The sequence below is a fragment of the Phyllobacterium chamaecytisi genome (assembly GCF_020164455.1).
Lineage (GTDB): Bacteria > Pseudomonadota > Alphaproteobacteria > Rhizobiales > Rhizobiaceae > Phyllobacterium > Phyllobacterium chamaecytisi.
In genome coordinates, this window is record NZ_JAIQWW010000024.1 from 49253 (window position 1) to 70811 (window position 21559).

At 59.6% G+C, this 21559-nt stretch carries 19 protein-coding genes and 1 pseudogene; 16 read left to right on the forward strand and 4 right to left on the reverse strand.

Features of this window, described 5'->3' with window-relative positions; all coding sequences use genetic code 11:
• Positions 1-131: 131 nt before the first annotated feature.
• Genes LB462_RS27020 through LB462_RS27045 form a run of 6 tightly spaced genes read left to right on the forward strand, consistent with a single transcriptional unit; the run spans position 132 to position 6036 of the window.
• Positions 132-968 carry a transporter substrate-binding domain-containing protein gene (locus LB462_RS27020; protein WP_224514450.1) on the forward strand — a complete coding sequence of 279 codons (837 nt, stop codon included), beginning with the start codon at positions 132-134 and terminating at the stop codon, positions 966-968.
• A gap of 24 nt (positions 969-992) precedes the next feature.
• On the forward strand, positions 993-1739 hold the full coding sequence (locus LB462_RS27025; protein ID WP_224514460.1) for an amino acid ABC transporter permease: 747 nt from the start codon (positions 993-995) through the stop codon (positions 1737-1739).
• Positions 1736-2518 (forward strand): amino acid ABC transporter permease, encoded by a 783-nt coding sequence (locus LB462_RS27030; protein WP_224514462.1) that lies wholly within the window; start codon positions 1736-1738, stop codon positions 2516-2518. The genes LB462_RS27025 and LB462_RS27030 overlap by 4 nt, the downstream gene beginning before the upstream one ends.
• A gap of 22 nt (positions 2519-2540) precedes the next feature.
• Positions 2541-3329: an amino acid ABC transporter ATP-binding protein gene (locus LB462_RS27035; protein ID WP_224514463.1), complete on the forward strand. Its 789-nt coding sequence runs from the start codon at positions 2541-2543 to the stop codon at positions 3327-3329.
• A 29-nt stretch (positions 3330-3358) separates the two neighbouring features.
• The gene (locus tag LB462_RS27040; protein ID WP_224514465.1) at positions 3359-4705 is read left to right on the forward strand and encodes an MmgE/PrpD family protein; all 1347 of its coding nucleotides are present in this window, start codon (positions 3359-3361) and stop codon (positions 4703-4705) included.
• Positions 4706-4728: 23 nt separating this feature from the next.
• Positions 4729-6036, forward strand: coding sequence for an LLM class flavin-dependent oxidoreductase (locus LB462_RS27045; protein ID WP_224514467.1), 1308 nt, complete (start codon positions 4729-4731; stop codon positions 6034-6036).
• A gap of 211 nt (positions 6037-6247) precedes the next feature.
• On the opposite strand, the gene LB462_RS27050 is transcribed toward LB462_RS27045, so the two are convergent.
• The gene (locus LB462_RS27050) at positions 6248-9358 is read right to left on the reverse strand and encodes an efflux RND transporter permease subunit (protein ID WP_224514469.1); all 3111 of its coding nucleotides are present in this window, start codon (positions 9356-9358) and stop codon (positions 6248-6250) included.
• Positions 9358-10470, reverse strand: coding sequence for an efflux RND transporter periplasmic adaptor subunit (locus LB462_RS27055; protein WP_224514471.1), 1113 nt, complete (start codon positions 10468-10470; stop codon positions 9358-9360). Before LB462_RS27055 ends, LB462_RS27050 begins: the two co-directional genes overlap by 1 nt.
• A 98-nt stretch (positions 10471-10568) precedes the next feature.
• Here LB462_RS27055 and LB462_RS27060 point away from each other — a divergent pair, with 98 nt between their 5' ends.
• From LB462_RS27060 to LB462_RS31640, 4 genes are all read left to right on the forward strand, one after another.
• On the forward strand, positions 10569-11156 hold the full coding sequence (locus tag LB462_RS27060) for a TetR/AcrR family transcriptional regulator (protein WP_224514482.1): 588 nt from the start codon (positions 10569-10571) through the stop codon (positions 11154-11156).
• A gap of 172 nt (positions 11157-11328) precedes the next feature.
• Positions 11329-11607, forward strand: coding sequence for a hypothetical protein (locus LB462_RS27065; protein WP_370637309.1), 279 nt, complete (start codon positions 11329-11331; stop codon positions 11605-11607).
• Between the two features lie 27 nt (positions 11608-11634).
• Positions 11635-12249 carry a hypothetical protein gene (locus LB462_RS27070; protein ID WP_224514483.1) on the forward strand — a complete coding sequence of 205 codons (615 nt, stop codon included), beginning with the start codon at positions 11635-11637 and terminating at the stop codon, positions 12247-12249.
• A gap of 82 nt (positions 12250-12331) precedes the next feature.
• Positions 12332-12547, forward strand: a complete 216-nt coding sequence (locus LB462_RS31640) for a peptidoglycan DD-metalloendopeptidase family protein (RefSeq protein ID WP_370637315.1) — start codon at positions 12332-12334, stop codon at positions 12545-12547.
• A gap of 37 nt (positions 12548-12584) precedes the next feature.
• Here the strand turns inward: LB462_RS31640 and LB462_RS27080 are convergent, their stop codons facing one another.
• Positions 12585-12992 carry a nuclear transport factor 2 family protein gene (locus LB462_RS27080; protein ID WP_224514484.1) on the reverse strand — a complete coding sequence of 136 codons (408 nt, stop codon included), beginning with the start codon at positions 12990-12992 and terminating at the stop codon, positions 12585-12587.
• A 214-nt stretch (positions 12993-13206) separates the two neighbouring features.
• Between LB462_RS27080 and LB462_RS27085 the strand changes: the two genes are divergently transcribed.
• Positions 13207-13644 carry a VOC family protein gene (locus LB462_RS27085; RefSeq protein ID WP_224514487.1) on the forward strand — a complete coding sequence of 146 codons (438 nt, stop codon included), beginning with the start codon at positions 13207-13209 and terminating at the stop codon, positions 13642-13644.
• Between the two features lie 309 nt (positions 13645-13953).
• A pseudogene (locus LB462_RS31830) lies at positions 13954-14804 on the forward strand (IS110 family RNA-guided transposase).
• 606 nt (positions 14805-15410) lie between these two features.
• Here the strand turns inward: LB462_RS31830 and LB462_RS27095 are convergent.
• Entirely contained in the window at positions 15411-16283 is an 873-nt protein-coding gene (locus LB462_RS27095) for a lipid kinase (protein ID WP_224514489.1), read from the reverse strand.
• A gap of 914 nt (positions 16284-17197) precedes the next feature.
• Between LB462_RS27095 and LB462_RS27100 the strand changes: the two genes are divergently transcribed.
• From LB462_RS27100 to LB462_RS27115, 4 genes are read left to right on the forward strand one after another with little or no spacing between them, the layout of a single operon-like run.
• Entirely contained in the window at positions 17198-18232 is a 1035-nt protein-coding gene (locus tag LB462_RS27100; protein ID WP_224514491.1) for an ABC transporter substrate-binding protein, read from the forward strand.
• Positions 18233-18290: 58 nt separating this feature from the next.
• Positions 18291-19145: an ABC transporter permease gene (locus LB462_RS27105; RefSeq protein WP_370637316.1), complete on the forward strand. Its 855-nt coding sequence runs from the start codon at positions 18291-18293 to the stop codon at positions 19143-19145.
• Positions 19142-19921, forward strand: a complete 780-nt coding sequence (locus LB462_RS27110; protein WP_224514494.1) for an ABC transporter ATP-binding protein — start codon at positions 19142-19144, stop codon at positions 19919-19921. Before LB462_RS27105 ends, LB462_RS27110 begins: the two co-directional genes overlap by 4 nt.
• Positions 19918-21270, forward strand: coding sequence for an LLM class flavin-dependent oxidoreductase (locus tag LB462_RS27115; protein WP_224514496.1), 1353 nt, complete (start codon positions 19918-19920; stop codon positions 21268-21270). The genes LB462_RS27110 and LB462_RS27115 overlap by 4 nt, the downstream gene beginning before the upstream one ends.
• Positions 21271-21559: the final 289 nt, after the last annotated feature.

Genomic DNA, 21559 nt, shown 5'->3' on the forward strand with positions numbered 1-21559 from the left:
CTGCAGAACATTCATTCCCGCCGCGATTGTCCTTTGCAAATATCTGCCGGTTTTGGCCCAGCCTATAGAATGCCGTTCCTCGCACGCCCTGCTGCGGTTGCGTAGTCTTTGTCTATAAATGGAGATGTTATATGCTGTCTAAGGCCCCCCTGAGAGCCCTTGTCGGGCTTGCTCTGTCGATTTGTGCGCTGAGCGCCACGACCGCTTCGGCCGATGCGACGCTGGACCGGATCAAGGCCCGGGGAACGCTGACGGTCGGCGTTATCCTGTCCGGCGCGCCGTTCGGTTTCATCGACCCGAAAACACAGGAGCAGAAAGGCTTCAATCTCGACATCGCCAAGGGCCTTGCCGACGATCTCGGCGTGAAGCTCGAGACCGTCACGGTGACGCCGCCGAACCGCGTTCAGTTCCTGCAGCAGGGCAAGGTCGATATCCTGATCGCCAACATGCAATACACCGAAGAACGCGCCAAGGTGCTGGGCTACGTTCCGACACCCTATGATCGCGCTGGGGGAGCCGCCGTGGGCCGCAAGGACAGCGGGCTGAAGGACTGGGCCGACCTGAAGGGAAAGACCGCTTGCGTTTCACAAGGCTCCAACTACACGCAGCCACTGATCGAGCAATACGGCGCGGAGGTGAAAGCGCTGCCGAGCCAACCGGAATCGCTGCTCGCCCTGCAGGGCGGCAATTGCGACGTGGCCGTCCACGTCGGCGCGACCGTCGGCCTGCTGCTGCAGGACCGCCCCGAGGAATGGAAGAACTATGCCATTCTTTTTCCGACCGAACTGATCCCATCGGATTCGGTCATCTGGTTGCGCAAGGGCGAGGCGGATACGACCGCGGCACTCGACGCCAGCGTCAAGAAGCTGCATTCCTCCGGCAAGCTTCTGGAGTTTGCCAAGACCAATCGGCTTTTGAAAACCGAATTCCTGCAACAGGAACAGAAGGCGCTTTCCGCAGCGCAATAACGCGAATGCACCGATAGAGCGATAATGCCCGATTTTGATGTCATCGACCTGTTCGTCAGCCTGACGAGCAGGATCGGCTTGAACTACGAGTTCCTGGCGACCGGATACGAGGCCCAGATATGGCGTGACGGCTTTGCCACCACGCTATATCTCATCCTGCTGTTGATCCCCGTCAGCCTCGTGTTCGGCCTTTTCTTTGCGGCCTGTCTGACCTCCGGGCGCTTGTGGCTGTCGACGCCGGTGCGTGCCTTCGTCGAACTGACGCGCAACACGCCGACGCTTGTGCAACTGATGTTCAGCTTTCTGGTTCTCAACACCTTCGTCTCCAGTCTCGTCGGCGGCACTCAGAACAATCCGTTGTCTGCTTTCTTCTGGGTGGTGGCCGTGGTGGGGCTGCATATCGCCGCGCTCCATGCCGAAGCGCTCCGCGCCGGGATCGAGGCGGTGCCGGCTGCAACCGTCGAGGCGGCGCGCGCCATCGGTTTCAGCCAGCTCCAGGTCCTGCGCTACGTCGAGGTGCCGCTCGCCTTGCGGGCCTCGCTTCCGGCAATCGTCAACAACCTCATTAACCTCGTGAAGTTGACGACCGTCGGTAATGCGATCGCCGTCAGCGAGATCACCTACGCCTCCATCATGGTGTGGACGCAACGCGACAATGTCGTGTCGCTGATGATCGTCATCCTGCTGTTCTTCAGCCTTGTCAATCTGATTGTCGCTCGAGCCGGCCTCTGGGTCGAGCGCAAGCTCGCGGTTCCCGGGTACGGCCTATGATGGGCGCCGTCCTCGCAAAGCGCGGCAGGAGCAGCCATATCCTGCGCAATGGCGGCTTCGTGGCATTGCCACTGATAAGCCTCATCTGGTCGCTCGCCGACCCGACGCTCGGGCGCGAGCTTCTCGAATGGGTGCCGTACCTGGCTTCCGGGTTCATGATGAACATCCTCATCGCGCTGTCGGCCATGACGCTCGGCACGCTGGTCGGTGTACTGTTCGGCATTCTGGCGCTCGCGCCTTTCAAGCTGGTGCGCTATCCGGTGGCAGTTTACGTGCAGATATTCCGCAACGCGCCGCATCTCGTTCTGATCTTCGCGACGACCTACATTTTCCCTTTCGAGATCATGATCTTCGGCACCTACCTGCCGTTTCCCGATTGGGTGAAGGCGGTGATCGGGCTTGCCATTCCCGCCAGCGCCTATGTCGCCGAAATCACCCGTGGCGCCATTCTTTCCATTCCGACGACGCAATGGGAAGCGGCAAAGGGCCTCGGCTTTTCGCGCAACGAGGCCCTGCGCTGGATCATCCTGCCACAATGCCTGCGACGTTCGCTGCCGCCCTGGATGAACGTGCTGGCCTCTATCACCATGGGCACGGCGCTTGCCTCGCTGGTCGGCGTGCACGAACTGCTGCACGCTGCCACGGATGCCAGCACGGCGGTGCGGCGGCTCGACTTCACAGTTATCGCCTACCTCGTGGTGATGACCGCCTTTTTCACGCTATGCTACCCGATCTCCCACCTGACGCGCCGCCTCGAAGGCCGCTTCAATGCGGTTTGAGCCGGCCCAGAGGATGACGCTGATGACCACAGACACGAAAACCGCGCTGGTTCGACTGGAGGATGTCCACCTGTCCTTCGGCCGGACCGAGGTGCTGAAAGGCATCGACCTCGCCGTCAACAAGGGCGATGCCGTGTCGATCATCGGGCCTTCCGGCTCGGGCAAGTCGACCATCCTGCGCTGCATCAATGCGCTGGTGCAGCCCCAGAGCGGCCGGATCACCGTTGGCGGCACCCGCGTCGATCAGCTGACGGGGGAAAGCGAACGCATTGCGCTGCGCAAACGCGTCGGCATCGTCTTTCAGCAGTACAACCTGTTTCCGCACCTTACGGTGCTCGACAATATCGTACTTGCGCCCACCCGCATCCTTGGCGCCGGCCGGCCGGCAACGGAAAAACTCGCGCGGGAGTTGCTCGAAAAGGTGCGGCTTTCGGACAAGGAAAACGCCTATCCCGGCCAGCTTTCCGGCGGTCAGCAGCAGCGCGTCGCCATCGCCCGCGCGCTTGCGATGAAGCCGGATCTGGTACTGTTCGACGAGGTCACGTCCGCGCTCGATCCGGAGACCGTCGGCGAAGTACTGTGGGTGATCCGTGACCTTATCCGCGAGGGCATGACCAGCATTCTCGTGACCCACGAGATGCGCTTTGCCGAAGAGATCAGCGATACAGTCGTCTTCACCGAGAATGGCCGTGTCGTCGATCACGGGACGCCGCAGCAGATCTTTCACACCTCCGGCAATCCCCGCATCCGCCAGTTCGTCGGCGGGTTTTCTGGCGGACGGGGCGAGATTCGCGACGGCGAATCGATCTAGAGCTTGGAAATGTGCATCAGGAACCCGCCATGAACGCCATATCTTTTCCGCTGACCTATGCCTTCGCCGAGGCAATCGTCACGTCGGACCCGACGAGGGACATCCCTGCGATGAACGCAGCGCGCACGGCAATCATCGATTTCCTCGCCTGCGCCATTGCCGGTGCCGGCGACCGGGCGACGGGCATTCTGGCGCAGGCGGTCGGCGTCGAGCAGCCGGGCGAAGCGATCCTGATCGGCACGTCGCGCCGCACCGATCTCCTGGTTGCAGCCGTCATCAACGCCTATGCCGGCCACGTGCTCGACTATGACGACGTGCATGCGAGCGTCCGCGGCCATCCGACCACCGTCATCATTCCGGCTCTGCTGGCGCTTGCGGCGGAACGGAACTTTTCAGCAGAACAACTGATCGCCTCCTACGTTGTCGGCCTTGAGGCGATGGCCCGCCTCGGCCTTTCGATTGGCGCGAAGCACTATGAGAAAGGCTTTCACGCGACCGCCACGCTCGGCCCGGTCGGCGTTGCGGCCGCCATCGCGCATCTGACGCGCAGCCCCGTCGACCAAACGGCCGTCGCACTGGGTCTTGCGGCCACACAGGCCTCCGGCCTGCGCCTCCAGTTCGGCCATGACGCCAAGCCCTATCATGCAGGCATGGCCGCACGGTCCGGCCTGCTTGCAGCCCGGTTGGCGGATGCGGGCTTCGGCGGTGCGCCCGACTTTCTCGACAACCCTGTCGGGTTTCATTCGGCCTATGCCTTCGGTGCAGCAAACCTTGCCGCCCTGTGCGACAATTGGGGCGCGCCCTGGCAGATCGTGACGCCCGGGCTGACGCTGAAAGCCTATCCCTGCTGCACCGCCAGCCACCCGGTTGCCGCTCTCGGCATCGATCTCCACGGCGAAGGCCTCGCCGCCGACGCCATCGAGCGTATCACCTTCACCTATCCGCCGGGCGCCGATGCCGCCCTGGTGGTGAGTCAACCGACCAATGGCATCGAGGCGCGCTTCAGCCCGGAATACGTCTTTGCGGCCGCCCTGATCGACGGCGTCCTGCGGCTGGACCACTTCGACGACAGGCCGGTGCAGCCCCACCTCATGGCGCTTGCGGCCCGTGCCGGGCGCCGGCACGACGAAAATGCGCCGCGCATGTCGAGCGATCCGGGAACGCGCTTCGTCATTCTCGATGTCGCGCTGCGCGATGGCACCACGATCACCCGCCGGTTTCAGGGCCTCCCCGGCCTCCTCGATCCCACCGAGAAATTCGGCGATGCGACCGCCCGCCGCCCGACCTTTGCCGAGCTTCCCCCGCTTGTCCGAGCCATGACCAGCCGTGCCGATCTCGGCCGCCTGCTGGATCTGCTCAATCAGGACGTTGTCTAGCTCCCATCAAGGAAAGAGATGTCATGACCACCAAGAGAGAAATCCATCTGGGCCTGTTCCTTCAGGGCGCTGGCCATCACGTCTCCGGCTGGCGCCATCCGCGGGCGGAAGCGGGCAGCGAGAACTTCAATCTGCTGCGGCGCGTGGCGCAGATGGCCGAGGCCGCCAAGTTCGACATGGTTTTTCTTGCCGACGGCCTGACCAGCGGAGCCGACGCCCATCCCTCGACCATTGCCCGCTTCGAACCGCTGACGCTACTGGCGGCGCTGGCTGTTGTGACCGACAGGATCGGGCTGGCGGCGACCTCGTCCACCACCTATGGCGAGCCCTATCACGTCGCCCGGGCGTTTTCCTCGATCGATCACCTGAGCCACGGCCGTGCCGCCTGGAACATCGTCACGACGTCCTATGCCCGCACCGCCAACAATTTTACGAAGTCGCATCCCGAGCATGACGAGCGTTACGCCGTTGCCGAAGAATTCGTCGATGTGGTGCGTGGCCTCTGGGACAGCTGGGACGACGACGCCTTCATCAAGGACAAGGGCAACGGCATCTATGCCGATCCGGCCAAGCTTCACATCCTCGACCACAAGGGCAAATATTTCTCGGTGAAAGGCCCGCTCAACATCCCGCGCGCTCCGCAGGGCCATCCGATCCTCATTCAGGCAGGCTCCTCGGGCCCGGGCCAGGACCTCGCCGCCCGCACAGCCGACGTGGTGTTCACCGCCCAGCAGAGCATCGAGGAAGCCCAGGCTTTCTATAAAGGCCTGAAAGAACGCGTCGTTCGGGGCGGCCGTCAGGCGAACGACGTTGCGGTTATGCCGGGCTTCCTGCCGGTTATCGGCCGCACTTCTGCCGAGGCCGCGGAAAAACTGGCGCAACTCGACCAGTGGACCGATCTGAAGAGCGGCATGCCGTTGCTGGAAGAGCGCATTGGGCACAGCCTTGCCGATTACGATGCGGACGGTCCGCTGCCGGACCTGCCTATCTCCGACCAGTTACGCAGCCGTGCCGAGCTTCTGACGGCGCTTGCCAGACGCGAGACCCTGACGATCCGCCAGCTGGCGCTGCGCGTCGCCGCCGGTCGCGGCCACCACATCGTGCTCGGGACGCCCGTGGAGATAGCCGACCGTCTGCAGCAGTGGTTCGACGGATACGCGGCCGACGGCTTCAACATCATGCCACCTTTCTTTCCGGAGGGTCTCGAGGACTTTACGCAATTGGTCGTGCCGATCCTTCAGGAACGCGGCCTGTTTCGTACCGACTATCAAGGTTCAACTCTGAGAGATCATCTGGGGCTTCGTCGGCCAGGATTGGTTAGCGGCACCTGATGTTTGTCCTATTTGAGTCGTGATAATATATTTACCACAATGCGTTGGCGCATGCGGTCTACGTCATAAATCTCTTTGAAGTCACGTCGCCTCATGACGGCTCATTTCGAAGTTGGCAACCAACCAGGGTTCAGGGCGCTTCGTGTATCGAGGTCGACATAAGGCGCTCGCTGAGCGCTCGGAGAGACATCGCGACTCGACCAGGATCGTCCTACTCCGCAGCCAGCGCCACCGGCGGTTTCAGGTCTTCAGTCGTTTCCCCGTGGCTGTCTTCTTTCGTTGGCTTGATCCGGAACCACACCGCGTACAGAGCTGGAAGGAAGAGCAGGATCATCACGGTACCCGCCGCCGTTCCCCCAATCAGCGTGTACGCCATCGATCCCCAAAACACCGAGTGGGTCAGTGGAATGAAGGCCAGGATCGCTGCAAGCGCGGTCAGGATGACAGGGCGTGTCCGCTGCACAGTCGCTTCAATGACGGCGTGATAATCATCGAGCCCGGCAGCTTGGTTTTCCTTGATTTGCTCGGTCAGGATCAGCGTGTTGCGCATGAGGATACCTGCCAATCCTATCAACCCGAGAATGGCGTTAAAGCCGAACGGCTGATTGAAAAGAAGCAACGTCGGGACCACCCCGGCAAGTCCGAGGGGTGCGGTCAACATGACCATCGTCATCGTTGACAGGCTGCGAACCTGGAGGATGATGACGATAAGCATGGCTGCAATCATGGCCGGAAATATCTTGACGAGTGCGACATTGGCCTTGAGGGATTCCTCGATGTTGCCGCCCATTTCGATGCGGTACCCGACGGGAAGCGATGCGATCAGCGGCTGAAGCGCCTTCATGACTTGCTGTGAGACTTCCGGGGGTTGCGTTGCCTCGTTGATATCGGATCTTATCGTGATAACCGGTGTGCGATCGCGGCGTTTGAGAATTGGCTCCTCAAACCGGATCTCGGAATGGCCGATCTGATCAAGGGGGACCTGACGGCCATCCCTGCTCATGAGCGAGAAATCGCCCAGCCTTGAAGGATCGAGCCGGTTGTCACCTGCGCTACGTGCGACAACAGGGACGTTGCGGATGTTGTCGCGCACTTGCGTGACAGGGATGCCGCTGAGCAGCAACTGCATCTGCTGGGCTGCCTCAGAGGGGGAGAGACCGATCAGATTGAGCCGATCCTGGTCGGGGACAAACCGCAGCACCGGAGTTCGGTTGCCCCAATCCCGGTTGGCCTGTCGGACATCTGGAACACTTTTCATGATAGCAAGAGCCTGCTCGGAGATTTTGTAAAGTTCATCCGGATCCGGTCCCATGATCCGAAACTCGACCGGAAACGGCGTGTAGGGCCCAAAGACAAGCTGCGTTACGCGGACGGACGCCTCAGGGACAAGCCCCCCGGAAATGGCGGCGCGCAGACGATACTTCAAAGCCTCACGCGCATGGGCATCGGGGGTGAGCACAACGACCTTGGCGAAGGCGGGATCGGGAAGTTCCGGTGCCATGGCAAAGAAGAAGCGGGGCGCACCCTGCCCTACATAGCTGGTGACGATTTTTGCTTCCGGCTGAGTTTGCAGCCAGCCCTCGACTTTCTCCACTGCGGCTGTCGTGGTCTCGATGCTTGTGCCTTCGGGCATGCGAACTTCGACCAGCACTTCAGGCCGATCCGATGTCGGGAAGAACTGCTGTTTTACAATTCCCATCCCCATGACCGAAACAGCCATCGTGATGCCGACCACGGCGCATACCATGAATTTATGGCGAACCGCGAACTCGATGAGGGAGCGCAGGCGACGATAGTTCGGCGTATCATAGATGGCGTGATGTCCACCCTCGACCGGCTTGATGTCAGGCAGCAACTTGACGCCGAGGTACGGGGTAAAGATCACGGCAACAAACCACGAAACGATCAGCGCGAAGCCCACGACCCAGAAAATGTTGCCGGCATATTCACCTGCAGTCGATCTTGCAAAGCCCACGGGCATCAGACCAATGATTGTGACGAGGGTGCCGGACAGCATTGGCGCCGCCGTATGGCTCCAGGCGTAGGCGGCCGCCTTGATGCGGCCCATGCCCTCCTCCATCTTCACCACCATCACCTCAATGGCAATGATGGCGTCGTCTACAAGAAGTCCTAGCGCAAGGATCAACGCGCCGAGCGTGATACGATCGAAGAACCGGCCGGTTTCCAGCATGATGAGGAAGACCACCGCAAGCGTCAGCGGCACAGCGAGCGCGACAACGATGCCGACGCGCCAGCCGAGGGCGACGAGGCTCACGAACAACACGACGCCAAGCGCCATTGCGAACTTGAGCATGAATTCGCCGACCGCCTCGTCGATGTTGACGGCCTGATCGCTGACTTTGGTGAGCGTCATGCCCAGCGGCAGTGTCTGCGCGATCGCGGCGGATCGCGCTTCAAGCGCCTTGCCGAGATCAAGACCATTCCAGCCCTGTTGCATCACGGCACCCAGCATGATTGTCGGCTCGCCCTCATGGCGGATGACGTAAGTCGCGGGATCCTGATACCCGCGCCGCACATCCGCTAGATCGGAGAGCTTCAGCGTCCGTCCGGCCGCAGCGATTGGCGTATCGGCGATCGCCTGCACGCTGTTATAGGCTCCGTCGAAACGGATGAAGACCTGTGGCCCACGCGTATCGATGGAGCCGGCGGGCGTGACCGTATTCTGTCTCTGCAAAGCTGCGGCGATATCGGTCGCCGATATTCCAAGTGTCGCAAGCTTGGCATAGGAAAATTCGACGAAGATCTGTTCGGGGCGCTCTCCAAGGATGTTGATTTTCTTGACACCCGGAACATGCAGGAGATCTTGACGGATGACCTCCGCCTGCCGAACCAAGTCGCGCATCGGCATCCCCTTTGCCTTAAGTGCATAAAGACCGAAGCTCACATCGGAATATTCATCGTTGACGAAGGGACCAATGACGCCTGGAGGGAGATTTCGGGCTTCATCGCTCAGCTTCTTGCGAGCCTGATAGAACTCCTCTTCGACGGCGGCCGGCGGCATGCTATCCTTCAAAGTCACGGTGAGGAAAGCGTAGCCAGGCCGGGCAGTTGTTTCGACACGGTCATACCAGGTGAGTTCCTGGATGCGCTTCTCAAGTGGCTCGGCGACAAGATCCTGCATTTCACGCGCAGTGGCACCTGGCCAGACTGAAGTGACCGTCAGGGTCTTGATGGTGAAGGAAGGATCCTCGGCGCGTCCCAGCTTGACGAAGGCGTACGCCCCCGCCACGGCCAACAGAACGATAAAGAAAAAGGTAACGGCGCGTTCGCGAACCGCGATGGCTGAAAGATTGAAGCTCATTACCTTGTCACCTCTTGCTGCGAGGCAGTTCTGACGGCTGCGCCATTTTCCAGAAGATGCGCGCCCAGAGCGACAACCTGCTCACCAATTCCAATGCCCGTGACAAATGCCGTCTCCTCGCCGATCCGCTGAACTTTGACCGGGGTGAACTTCACAGTGGACGTGGCGCCGTTGACAACCCACACACCTGTCCGGCTACCGTCGTCCAAGATGGCGCCTACAGGAATGGCGACTTCCGATTGCCTGTTCGTGTCCAGGATTCTAATCGTCACCGTCGAACCGAGCGGGGCCGCAGCGGCGGCGCCCTCGAGAACATACCGCGCATCGTAAGTACGGGTTTGCGGATCGGCGGCATCAGAGATCTGTCGCAAGCGAGCTTTTCCGCTTAGACTGCCGCCACCATAGACATTGGCCTCAGCTTCGGACCCTATGTCGGGCCGCAAAGTCTCAGGTAGCCAAACAACAGCTTCACGTGGCCCAGCCTTCGCGAGTTGCACGACCGTCTGGCCCGCAGCCACGACCTGTCCGGTATCTCCAAGAGTATCGACGACGGTTCCATCTGAATCTGCAAGAAGGACGGTATAGGAAGCTGCGTTTTCTGCGACCCTGGCGTCAGCTTCAGCCGCGGCAAGCTGGGCAGTGGCCGTGTCGAGAGCCGCTTTGGCTTGTTCATAACGCTGTGGGGTGGCAGCCAATCCATTTTTCACCAGCGCCGCATAGCGCTTCTCATCTGCTTGTACCTGGATCAGGACAGCCCGCGCTGCGATGACCGTATTGCGCTTCGCTGTAAGCGCGAGTTGGAGATCGGTTTCATCGATGCGCATCAGGGCCTGGCCTTGTCTCACCTGCTGACCCACATCGACCATCCGCTGGACGATCTTGCCCGGAACCCGAAACCCGAGATTGCTCTGTACGCGCGAAGCGACGGTGCCGGTAAACGACCTCTCCGCTGTATCCGTCTTCTTCGCCTCGGCCACCCTTACGAGCGGCGCAACCGTCCTTGGATCTGCGGCTTCGGCTTTCCGTTCAGTGGTTTCGGACACCAGGAAAAAGGCAGCGGCCGCCGCCACTCCCAAGAGACCGACAAAAGTCAGGACGTATTTGCGTTTCATTTTACATTCTCTACTTGACGAGCGATCTGCACCAATTAGATTGTGATCTAAATCTAATTACGCTATAGATGTCAAACGAAATCTAATTGGAGGTCGACATGAGAGTGAGCCGCGCACAGGCCGAGGAAAATCGGGAAACCGTGATCAACGTCGCGAGCCGTCTCTTTCGAGAGCATGGCTTCGATGGGATCGGCCTGAAGGATCTGATGAAGGGTGCCGGCCTAACGCAAGGCGCGTTCTACAAGCAGTTCGCATCCAAGGACGACCTTGCTGCGCAGGCCTCCAGGCGGGCAATGGAAAGCGCCACGCGCAGATGGTCGACAGCAGCAGCGAAAAGCTCCGATCCTCTCGAAGCAGTCCTGGAGTTCTACCTCTCACCGGGACATGTCGGGGAAAAGGCCGACGGTTGCCCTCTCGTAGCGCTGGGATCTGACGCGGCGCGCCAGAGTGAAGAGGTCAGGCGTCCATTTGAGGATGGGATCCGGGCTCACTTTGAGGTCCTGGATGAACTGATGGACGACGCCAAGAGCTCCAATCCCAGCGGCAAGGCAATGGCGATATTGTCTCTGATGGTGGGTGCTGTCACGCTATCGCGCCTCATTAAGGAAGAGGATTTATCGCAAGGCATTCTCGACGCAGCCGCCGGTGAAGTTAGACGTATTGCAAGCGGTGAAGATGTCGCCTGAAGGCTATAGCGGGGTTCGATGACCTGATATGCGGATCAGGGCCCAAGTTTGAGCTGCTGCCCGAATGTGCGGGCAACAGTTCGCCCTTTGAACCCTGGCGCAAACTGCATGTTTTGAGAACGGACGCTGGCCGCATCATCGTGCAGAAAGCGCAACATCGTGCGTAATATCAATGAGAAGACAGCGGAAAACATATGCGCCGTATCTGTTGCGGGAGGATTTGCGAAATCCGACGCTTCGGGCACGTGGAGCCGCCTGGGGTACATATCTCGCTCAGTCCTTGGGCAGGCGGTTGACCAAAGAAGCTGCGCTTGCCGAGCGGATGGGCTGGCAAATGGCCAGCGTATGGCAGGGAGCCCTTATCTGGTGGGCGTTCAAGCGCGACGCCGATCCTGCTGTTGAGATTGAGGTTATACTTGGAGACTGGTGCCGGAGCGTCGGTGCCAAGTGAGGTGGGGCAACCTAAGCTGGAGGTGCGATGAACGTCTCGCTGGCAATGGTGGGATTGATGATGGCGGTCTGCGTCATCGTCCCGCTTGCTCTTGTCTGGAAACTTTGGCAGCTCGACGAGCCCAGCTTTCCAGGATGGCTTCTGGTTGCGCTCGATACGGCGGCTTTCTTCCTGCTGATAATTCTCGTCGGCCGATGGGACATTGCGGGGCTTTGGACGCGCCTTATCCTCGTAGGTTTGGTCTTGGTCGTGGCATCGGTCTCCCTTGTCAGCCACGTTCGGCGACCATGGCGTATTCCGAAAGTTTCGCGGTTCTGGGCGCAGCATTTGCCGACGGGCGTTTCGCTCACCCTGTTCAGCGCGGTACTGGCCTACATTCTGACCGGCTTTGCGAAGCCGGAGAATTCTCGCTCGCTCGCGTTCCCACTGGAGCGCGGTCATTTTGTCATCGCACATGGCGGTAGCATTGCCTTGCTTAACCATCATGCCAGTCATCGCGCGCAACGCTACGCCCTGGACATCACCGCGATAAACGAAGCTGGCTTTCGATCCAAGAGCATCCTGCCATCGGATCCTGCCAGCTATTTTATCTTCGGAGCGTCCGTAGTCAGTCCCTGCGAGGGGACGGGTCGTCTCAGTTAAAGACGGCTTGCCGGATTTGCCTGCGCCCAAGACCGACCGGGACAATGCCGCCGGCAACCATATCGTTCTGTCATGCAATGGGATGCAGGTTGAACTGGCCCATTTTCGGCAAGGAAGTATCGAGGTTCGGTCGCGCACCTCCGTGTCCATCGGTCAGCACCTGGGTCAGGTCGGTAACTCGGGCAATTCGACCGAGCCGCACCTTCATATTCATGCGGTCGATCCCAGGACCGGAACTGGCATTCCAGTTCTCTTCAACGGCAGATATCCGACGCGAAACACCGCCTTCAGAAGATAAGATGCCGAATCCTGCAATTGGCGGCTGGGACGACCGACTAAATTGTAACCAGGGAATAGTGCATGGAAATGACTGTCCAAACGCCCTGTCGGCAAGCCCAAACTCTGGTGTAGGCAACTTTTGCCGAAAACGTTTCTCCGTAATACATACCGCCAATTCTGGCGCGCAGGGAAACCGAAGCTGCATTGGCTATCGGCTTGATGATGCTGTCATAAACGTCGAGCTGATCCAGCTTGAGAACTTCCGTCCGATAGGCCTCAAGTTCCTGAGACTTATCCGCCCGCCGACCAAGATGGTCGATGGAGGTCATGTCATCGGCGAGCAAAGCCTCCAAAGCCTCGACGTCACCAGCCAGCATGGCCAACCTAAGTTGCACTTCCAAAGGCTCAATAGTTGATTCATCCGTCATGGTCATCGACAGGCTAGCACGGTTCGGCGTCGGCATCACGTGCCTTATCGGTGCCGAAGACAGAGTGTAGGCAAAATCTCAGCCCGACGCGACCGGCTCTCCAATCTAAGCTCACCTGGCCATTTCACCAGGTCAAACGACACAATCTTTGCAGCTCCGTTTCCGCGATGCTGTACCGCCGTCTTGCTCAGGCGTCGGTTGTTAGGCTAGACGACTTGGCGATTGGAAGGACAACCTGGAGATTGGAAACATGGCGCTCAAGCGGATGGACAACGTAGGAATTGTCGTCGAAGACCTCGAAACGACGATTGATTTTTTTAGCGAACTCGGTCTCGAGCTCGAAGGGCGGGCCAACGTCGAAGGAGAATGGGCCGGACGTGTGACGGGACTGGGCGATCAGCGTGTCGAAATTGCCATGATGCGCACACCGGACGGCCACAGCCGACTCGAGCTCTCACGCTTTCTCAGGCCGACCGTCGTCTCGGATCATAGGAACGCACCGGTCAATTCCCTCGGCTACCTCCGCGCCATGTTCACAGTAGACGACATAGACGAAACGCTTGAGAAGCTTCACACGCGCGGCGCGCAGCTTGTAGGCGAAGTAGTCCAGTATAAGGACGTGTATCGGCTCTGCTACATCCGTGGGCCTGAAGGGCTCCTCATCGGACTCGCCCAAGAACTCGGCTGACCGCATCGCGAAGACAAATGCTGGCAAGTGCCCAATGTCGGCCAGGACTACGCGGAGGTCGTCCGGACTTTCGGTGCGAATTGCGGTTCCTTGATCGGCTATCTCGATGAAAGGCTTGGGGAGTACAAGTTCCTGCCACTATTTAAGCAAGGGGGCCTTCGTTTAAATAGCAGGGAACTAAGGTAAGCGCCTTTAAATAGGCCCGAGCACTTACCGAAGTCTGTTCCAATTGAGATGGGATGGTTGCCGCCCTCCCCTGACGGCATCGCAATGTGGTGCGTTAACCCACAAAGCGGAGAAGGCGGCAAAATGAAGGATACGATGATGGGTGTGGATCTGGCAAAGAGTGTTTTCCAGCTCCACGGAGCGTCGATGACGGGTCAGTCGAAGTTTCGCAAAAAACGATGCGGCCGACGCTGAGGCGATCGTGATCGCAGCGGCCGGAGGAGGCGCTTCGTGGAACCAAGGTCGCAATGGCAACAAGCCAGGGCGGTACTGTTCCGGGCCCGTGAACGTCTCGTCCGTCAGCGCACCGAACTTGTCAATGCCCTGCGAGCCGTGTTTTACGAATAGGTCACACAATCCCGCAGGGCATCGTCCACCTGAAGCGCATCGAGGCGCTTCTCGAGGAACCAGGCAGCGACCTGCCAGGTCTGGTCCGCGAGGAATGCCGGGATCTTCTGGCGCAAACCGGCGACAAGACGGTGCGGATCCAGACCAAAACCAGAAGGATCAAGGAAGTGGCGGCGGAAACCGATACGACACGACGGTTGCAGACAATGCCGGGGGTTGGCCCGATCGTCGCGCGTGCAGTCGAGGCCTTCGCCCCGGCGATGGCAAGCTTCAGGCGTGGCCGAGACTTCGCTGCCTGGCTTGGACTTGTTCCACGACAGCATTCGGGCGGCAAGGAGCGGCCCGAGCGTGTCTCGAAGGCCGGCCAGGCCGACATCCGCCAGTTGCTGATCATCGGGGCAATGTCGCGGTTGAGCCGGCTCGGGCGCAGGTCCATCACTGAGGGGTCGTGGCTGGACCGGATGCTGGCGAGAAAACCGAAGATGCTGGTCGCAATCGCCCTGGCCAACAAGATGGCGCGGGCAATCCGGGCCATGTTGACGAAGGGAGAAGATTACAGCGATCCGGCACTGATTGCGGCGGCGTGATCTTCGCTGCGACAACCACCGGTAAAGCAGTGTGAGAAGGCAATGACCTCAATGGGCAAAATGATCGAACAGATCTGGATCGGGAAAACCAGCTAATGGCTCTGAGCCTTTGTGCTCGCAGGCGAGATTTGGACCTGATCTGCAGATCACCATACCAGCCCGCGGCGCCAGACAGGCCGTTTCCATGAGGCCTGACACAAGACCGCACTCGATCACTGTTCATAAAGGCTCAAAAACTTCTTGCATCCCGGGCGGCAACCACACAAGCCATTGTGCGATTTACGACGCACGACGCACGAACAAAACGACTTCGAGTACCTATACTCCGTGTTTTCACGTCGTCCCGGCAACCCCACAATCAAGCCGATGAATCGATAATTCCCGATTCAATTCATTTTTTGATTGGTCGCGTCGCCAGCAAAGTCAGATTCTGAGGCTATGGCTGACGAGCTCGATTTCATTCCAGGCGGATTGACGTAGCACTCGATTAGGCGCGCTACTACTCGCTTTCACTACAGCCAACTTTGTTTGGCGATATGTCGCTCGTTTGGAGCCGGGGACGTATCGGGACCTTATCGGGGCTTAGATTCTTTCGATCTCCCGGGATCAGGGAACGAAGACTGACACCGCGTTCTCACGGATTTTAAACCTTACCGGCGTCTCGGTCTTCAATTCACCATCCAGGTTCACGGAACGTGGTTTGCTTGTGTGAATCGTAAGGTCCTTAGTGGAAAACGCTCGAACGTCGTCCCAGTCACCATGCGTCCCATTTCGCAAACTCGGAAGCAGTCTCAGGAGACTCCACCAATGATCAACTTCCAGGCTATAGAAGTCCAGCATTCCATCGGTGGCGGTGGCATCAGCTTGAACAGTCATGCCCCCACCATAAAAACGACCGTTACCGACTGCTATCTGTAAAGTCCGCAGTTCCTCGGTTCTTCCGTCGTGATCCAGTGTGGCGGTAAAAAGTCGAGAGCGAGCGAGGAGCTTGGCAGCCACCAGCCCGTACCCCAGCTTGCCCCAGCGCTTCTTCGCTTTCTCGGTAAGCGACATGGCCAGATCGGCGCTGAAGCCAATGCTGGCGACATTGAAAAACGGGTGACCATTGGCTTCGCCAAGATCAATCGGTGCGGTCTTGCCCTTGGCAATGACGTCTATAGCCGTCGCGAGGTCCAATGGTAAACCCATGGTTCGCGCAAAATCGTTCGCTGTTCCCAACGGAAGGACACCGAGCGGAAGCCCTGTGTCGAGGAGCCCTTTTGCAGCGGAGTTCAAGCTACCGTCGCCGCCACCAACGATAACGCTGGCCACCTGGTCTGCTACGCGGACTATGGCGTTCGACGGCGACTCGGTGTTTTCGGGTGGAAGTTCGAGATATGCGATACCCGCTCGTGATAAATGTTCGCGAACAATAGGAAGGTTTTCCTTGCCCCGCCTCGAGTTCGGATTGACCAGAAGGAGTGCATTATTAGCGGTCATGCCACTCCCCCGGCCTTAAAGGCTCCAGATATAGAAGATCGACATGGAGCTGTGTTGGCTCAACAGGACAGATGTGCATCACCCTCTATATGTGCAGCGCAGCATAGCCATTCAACGTCAACGCGTTGATTTCGGCACCTCCTTCAGCAGCGATAGCTGCGCTTTAGCAAGCTGACCTCTTGATGCGGTGATAGAGGCACCGGAGAGGCCGAAAACACAGCAAGCACAATGAAATATCCGCACCTGGTCTTCGAGTCCGGCATGTTTTGAAAGTTCATGCCGCCGATGTCCCCGACGATTGCGAAGGCAAGCAACTCGGGACTGTATGCAGGAACCATCTCGGGAGGAAGACCGCATCGAACTGTATGTCGTACGGCATTTCATCAGGGTCTTCCTCAATCTGTGGTGTTTGGTCTGATCAACTGCCCGAAATCGTTTCTCCCCATGCAAGCCTGACATGTCGGGTTGCTGAATTCGTTGAGCTTTTGGCTCACCGCAGTGGAACAATGTTGATGAAGCCCTAGCATTCCCGGCAGCGCCAACACGATCCCGCATAGCTGCAGCGCCGCGTTACCATGCTCGTACCAGGAAGATTACTCGGGTCGGGGCCATAGATGACGGGAACTGGCCCAAGGGTTCTAGCCAAGGGCAATCGTTGCGGATTTGGAACGGCCCAAGCTTGTTAATGTCTGCCATATCACGGCCAAGCCAGCTGGTTCACAAACACCACACAGATTGAGGAAGACCCTGATTAAGTACAGTGCGACAACCACCCGCCCGATTGCATTCGCGGCTTTGAAGGCCCTCACGTCAATAGTTTTCGGTAATGTCGACTAATTTAGTAGAAATTACCTCGCGATCTGCTTGTCATGCACTAGGCTTTTCGTAGTTGAAGCCAACATGGAGCAACCAGAATGACAAAATGCGTTCACAGGCGCGCGGTGTTTCACGCCGTCGGACTGGCCATTGCTGTCGCAGCGTTTTCTTTGGCACCACACGACGTCGCCAGGGCTGAGGAAGTTGCCCTTCCGAAGGACGTGCCTGCGGGGACGAAGATTGTCGTCGCTGACCAGAATGAGAAGCTGCAGACGTTGATGCGGGCTTCCGGCGAGCAGGGCAAACTTAGCTTTGAGGCCAACTATGCCAATTTCGCCGGCGGTCCGCAGATCCTTGAAGCCTTCCGCGCCGGAGCGGTGGATCTCGCGACGGTGGGAAATGCCGCCCCCATCCAGGCCCAGGCTGCGGGTGAAGATCTTCCGATTGTCGCCGCGATCACCCAGACCAGCGCCGACTATACTTTCGCCGTCCGTCCCGGGCTCGCAATTAACACGCTTGAGGAACTCAAGGGCAAGAAGATCGCCTACGCCGAAGGTTCCGGCCGCCAGCCTTTTGTTCTCTTCGCCCTGAAACTCGCGGGTCTGTCCCGTGATGATGTCGAACTTGTGCGGCTGCGCGTGCCCGATTTTCAGGATGCCATCCGTACCGGCCAGGTAGATGCTGCACCGTTGATCGAGCCGCATCTGTCCCGCTACCTTGCGGAGTTCAAGGATGCGAGCGTTATTTCCCCCGCCCAGCACGACCGCCTTCCGCGTGCCCTCAGCTACCTCTATGCCAGCCGTGTCGCTCTCGATGACCCCGCCAAGGCACCGGCAGTACGCGACTTCGTCGCCCATTGGATCGCGGCGAACCGCTGGTCGAAGCAGAACCCGGATGCCTGGGTCGACGCCTATTACGTCAAGGCCCAAAAACTGACGAAGGCAGAAGGAGACGCGATCGTAAAGGCCGAAGGTGAGGATGGATTCCCGCTTCTCTCCTCCGTCGTTGGCCGCCAGCAGGAGCTTGCCGATTTGATCTTTGACGCAGGGGACCTCCCCGAGCGTCTCGACGCCTCCAAGGAATTTGATCTGCGCTTCGACGAAGTGATCGCAGCTTCAAACAGCAGCAACTGACGGAACGCAATCAAGGAAACGGCCGATGGAATCTCATTCGCGGATCGTATCGCATGCGCTGACGACCAGGTGGGATGCTGCCTATTCGGAGGCATCCCCGCAGCTTGACTACAGGCGGCAGAAGGGCGCGTCGGCAAAGCCACGTCTGACGCCGATGCGGCTGAGTTCACGCGGCCTGCTGTTTGGACCTGTCGTCCTTCTCGTGATCTGGGAGATTGCCTCGCTTGCCGGAATTCTCTCACCGCGACATCTCGCGGCCCCTTCCACGGCGCTCACAACCGGCTGGAAGCTTCTTCTCGATGGCACGCTAGGGCCCCATCTCGTGGCGTCGGCCCAGCGCGCCTATGTGGGGCTTGCCGTTGGCGTCGCTATCGGGTTGCTTCTGGCACTCGTCTCGGGCTTGACGCGCATTGGCGAGGCATCGATTGATGGCCTCGTCCAGATCAAGCGCGCGGTGCCGACGCTCGCGTTGATCCCGCTCGCGATCCTGTGGCTCGGCATCGGCGAGACAATGAAGATCGCCGTCATCTCGCTGAGCGTATTTATCCCGGTTTACATCAATACGCATGCGGCACTCCGCGGTATCGATCTCAGGCTGGTGGAACTCGCGCGAACTGTGGGACTTGGCCGCCTGGAGTTCGTTCGTCGCGTAGCGTTGCCGGGTGCCCTCCCCGGCTTTTTCACCGGGCTCCGACTTGCAGTCACCACGTGCTGGACATCGCTTGTCGTGCTCGAGCAGATCAACACGACGAAGGGTATCGGATATCTGATGAACCGCGCCCGCGACTATGGCCAAACAGACATCATCGTCGCGGGCCTCGTCATCTACGCGGTGCTCGGTCTCGTCTCCGACGGGCTGGTCCGGCTCTGGGAACGCAAGGCTCTTTCCTATCGAAAGGTGATCGGCTCATGAACCTTGCAACGAAATCATCCGGCTGGGAGGCCCGGCCTGTGGCCGTGGAAGCCAGGGGGCTGACGCGGAAATTCTCCGGCAAGACTATCCTTGACAACATCTCGATTGCCATTGCCGAAGGCGAGTTTGTCGCTCTCATCGGCCGCAGCGGGTCCGGCAAGAGCACCCTGCTCAGGGCATTTGCTGATCTCGACGACGATGCGGAGAAGGACGGCCAGCTGTGGCTTCCCGAAAGTTCCTCCGTCCTCTTCCAGGACTCCCGGCTGCTTCCCTGGGAAAACGTGATCCGCAACGTCCAGCTCGGCCTGCATCTTTCTCCCGCAGAACTCCGGCAAAAGGCACGCAAGGCGTTGGCCGATGTCGGCCTTTCCGAACGCGAACAGGCGTGGCCGAACACGCTGTCGGGCGGCGAAATGCAGCGCGCAGCGCTGGCCCGATCGCTTGTTCGCGAACCTAAACTCCTGCTTGCCGACGAGCCGTTTGGGGCGCTCGACGCGCTGACGCGCATCAAGATGCAGGAGTTGCTGCAATCTCTCGTCAAGGCCCACAAACCAACGGTTCTGCTCGTCACCCACGACGTAGACGAGGCGCTGGTGCTCGCCGACCGCGTCCTCGTTATGGAAGACGGAAGGATCAGCCATGAGCGCCATGTCGACCTTCCATCCCCGCGCCGGCAGTCCGACGCCCGTTTTGAACAGCTTCGCGCCGAGCTCCTTGCGGCTCTCGGCGTCTTCTCCCCCAACAATCAACTTCAACACGCCGGAGATAGACCATGAGCCGCCAACTTCACCTCAATCTTTTCGTTAACGGCCGCGGACACCACGAAACCGCCTGGCGACACTCTTCCTCCTCGCCTTTGGCGTTGACCGATATCCGGTACTACGAGGACTTGGCGCGCCGCGCCGAGGCCGCTCTCTTCGATGCCGTGTTCTTTGCCGATGTTCTTGCGATTGGCGAAGGCGTGGAGTTCAGCGCTGCTGGCAAACTGGAGCCGTTGACAACGCTGGCGGCCCTTGCTCGCGCCACCGAGAACATCGGTCTCATCGCCACGGCCTCGACGACTTACACGCAGCCTTTCAATTTGGCCCGTCAGTTTGCGTCGCTCGATCATATCAGCAACGGACGCGTCGGCTGGAACATCGTGACGAGCTGGGCAGGAGGCGCGGGCCCGAACTTCGGCTACGACCGTCAGATCGAACACGCCGAGCGCTACGAACGTGCCTTCGAATTCGTCGACGTTGTCACCAAGCTCTGGGATAGCTGGGCTGACGACGCTGTGCTCGACGACCGCGACAGCGGCCGCTATGCCGATCCTTCTCGCATCACCCCCGTCGATTATCACGGCAAGTGGCACAGCGTGCGGGGACCACTCAATATTTCCCGAGGTCCGCAGGGACGGCCGGTCTTCGTACAGGCGGGTTCGTCACAGAGCGGAAGACATTTCGCTGCGGCCCACGCCGAGGCGGTCTTCACCGCACATCTGGAGAAGGCAGCCGCGATCGAGTTCTACAAGGATCTGAAGACACAGGCCCGGACGCGGGGCCGCGATATCGACCAGCTGGTTATCTTGCCCGGCATCAGCCCGACTATCGGCTCGACTGAAGAAGAAGCGCAGCGCACGGAGCGCGAATTGAACGAACTCTCTGAACCGAGCGTCGGACTCGCGCGCCTTTCCAACAGGTTCAGCGGCTACGATTTCTCGCATCTCGACCTTGATACCGTCCTATCGGTAGATGATTTCCCTGATCCGCTGACGGTTCAGGCGGCGCGAAGCCGAGCCGAGACGATCCTGGCGCTCGTGGCGCGCGAAAGGCCCACGCTGCGCGCCCTGCTGCACAGCCTCGCCGGCGCGCGTGGCCATTTTGCGACATCCGGCACACCCGAGCAGATCGCCGGCATCATCGAGGACTGGTTCCGCTCGGGCGCAGCGGACGGCTTCAATGTGATGCCGCCGGTCCTCCCCACGCAGTTCGATCTGTTTGTCTCGGAAGTCGTGCCGTTGCTACAGTCGCGCGGGCTCTTCCGCCGCTCTTATAGCGCTTCCACACTTCGCGGCCATCTGGGCCTTGATCGGCCCGAAAGTCAGTATTTCAAGACGGTACGCCCCGAGGCAATTGCATCGTAAGCAGCATAGCTAGACAGACGCCGTAATTGGACTGGCAAAATCTGTGGCCGGGACCGCCGCGCGCTTCGAAGAATATATCGCCGTGCCGCCCGACCAAGGTGGCGGTCTGGGCCACCGGAGGCACGGCAGCCAGCCCCGCGCCCAGCCGGCATCGCGATGCCAAACAGTAAAATCATATAGTCCGCCGTCATCATTACGTTTGTTGTTGATGCCCTGATGGTCGACACCGGACCATTTCTGCTTCTTTCATTGCCTGTCAACTTCACAACGAATCTGGTCCCGATCTTTC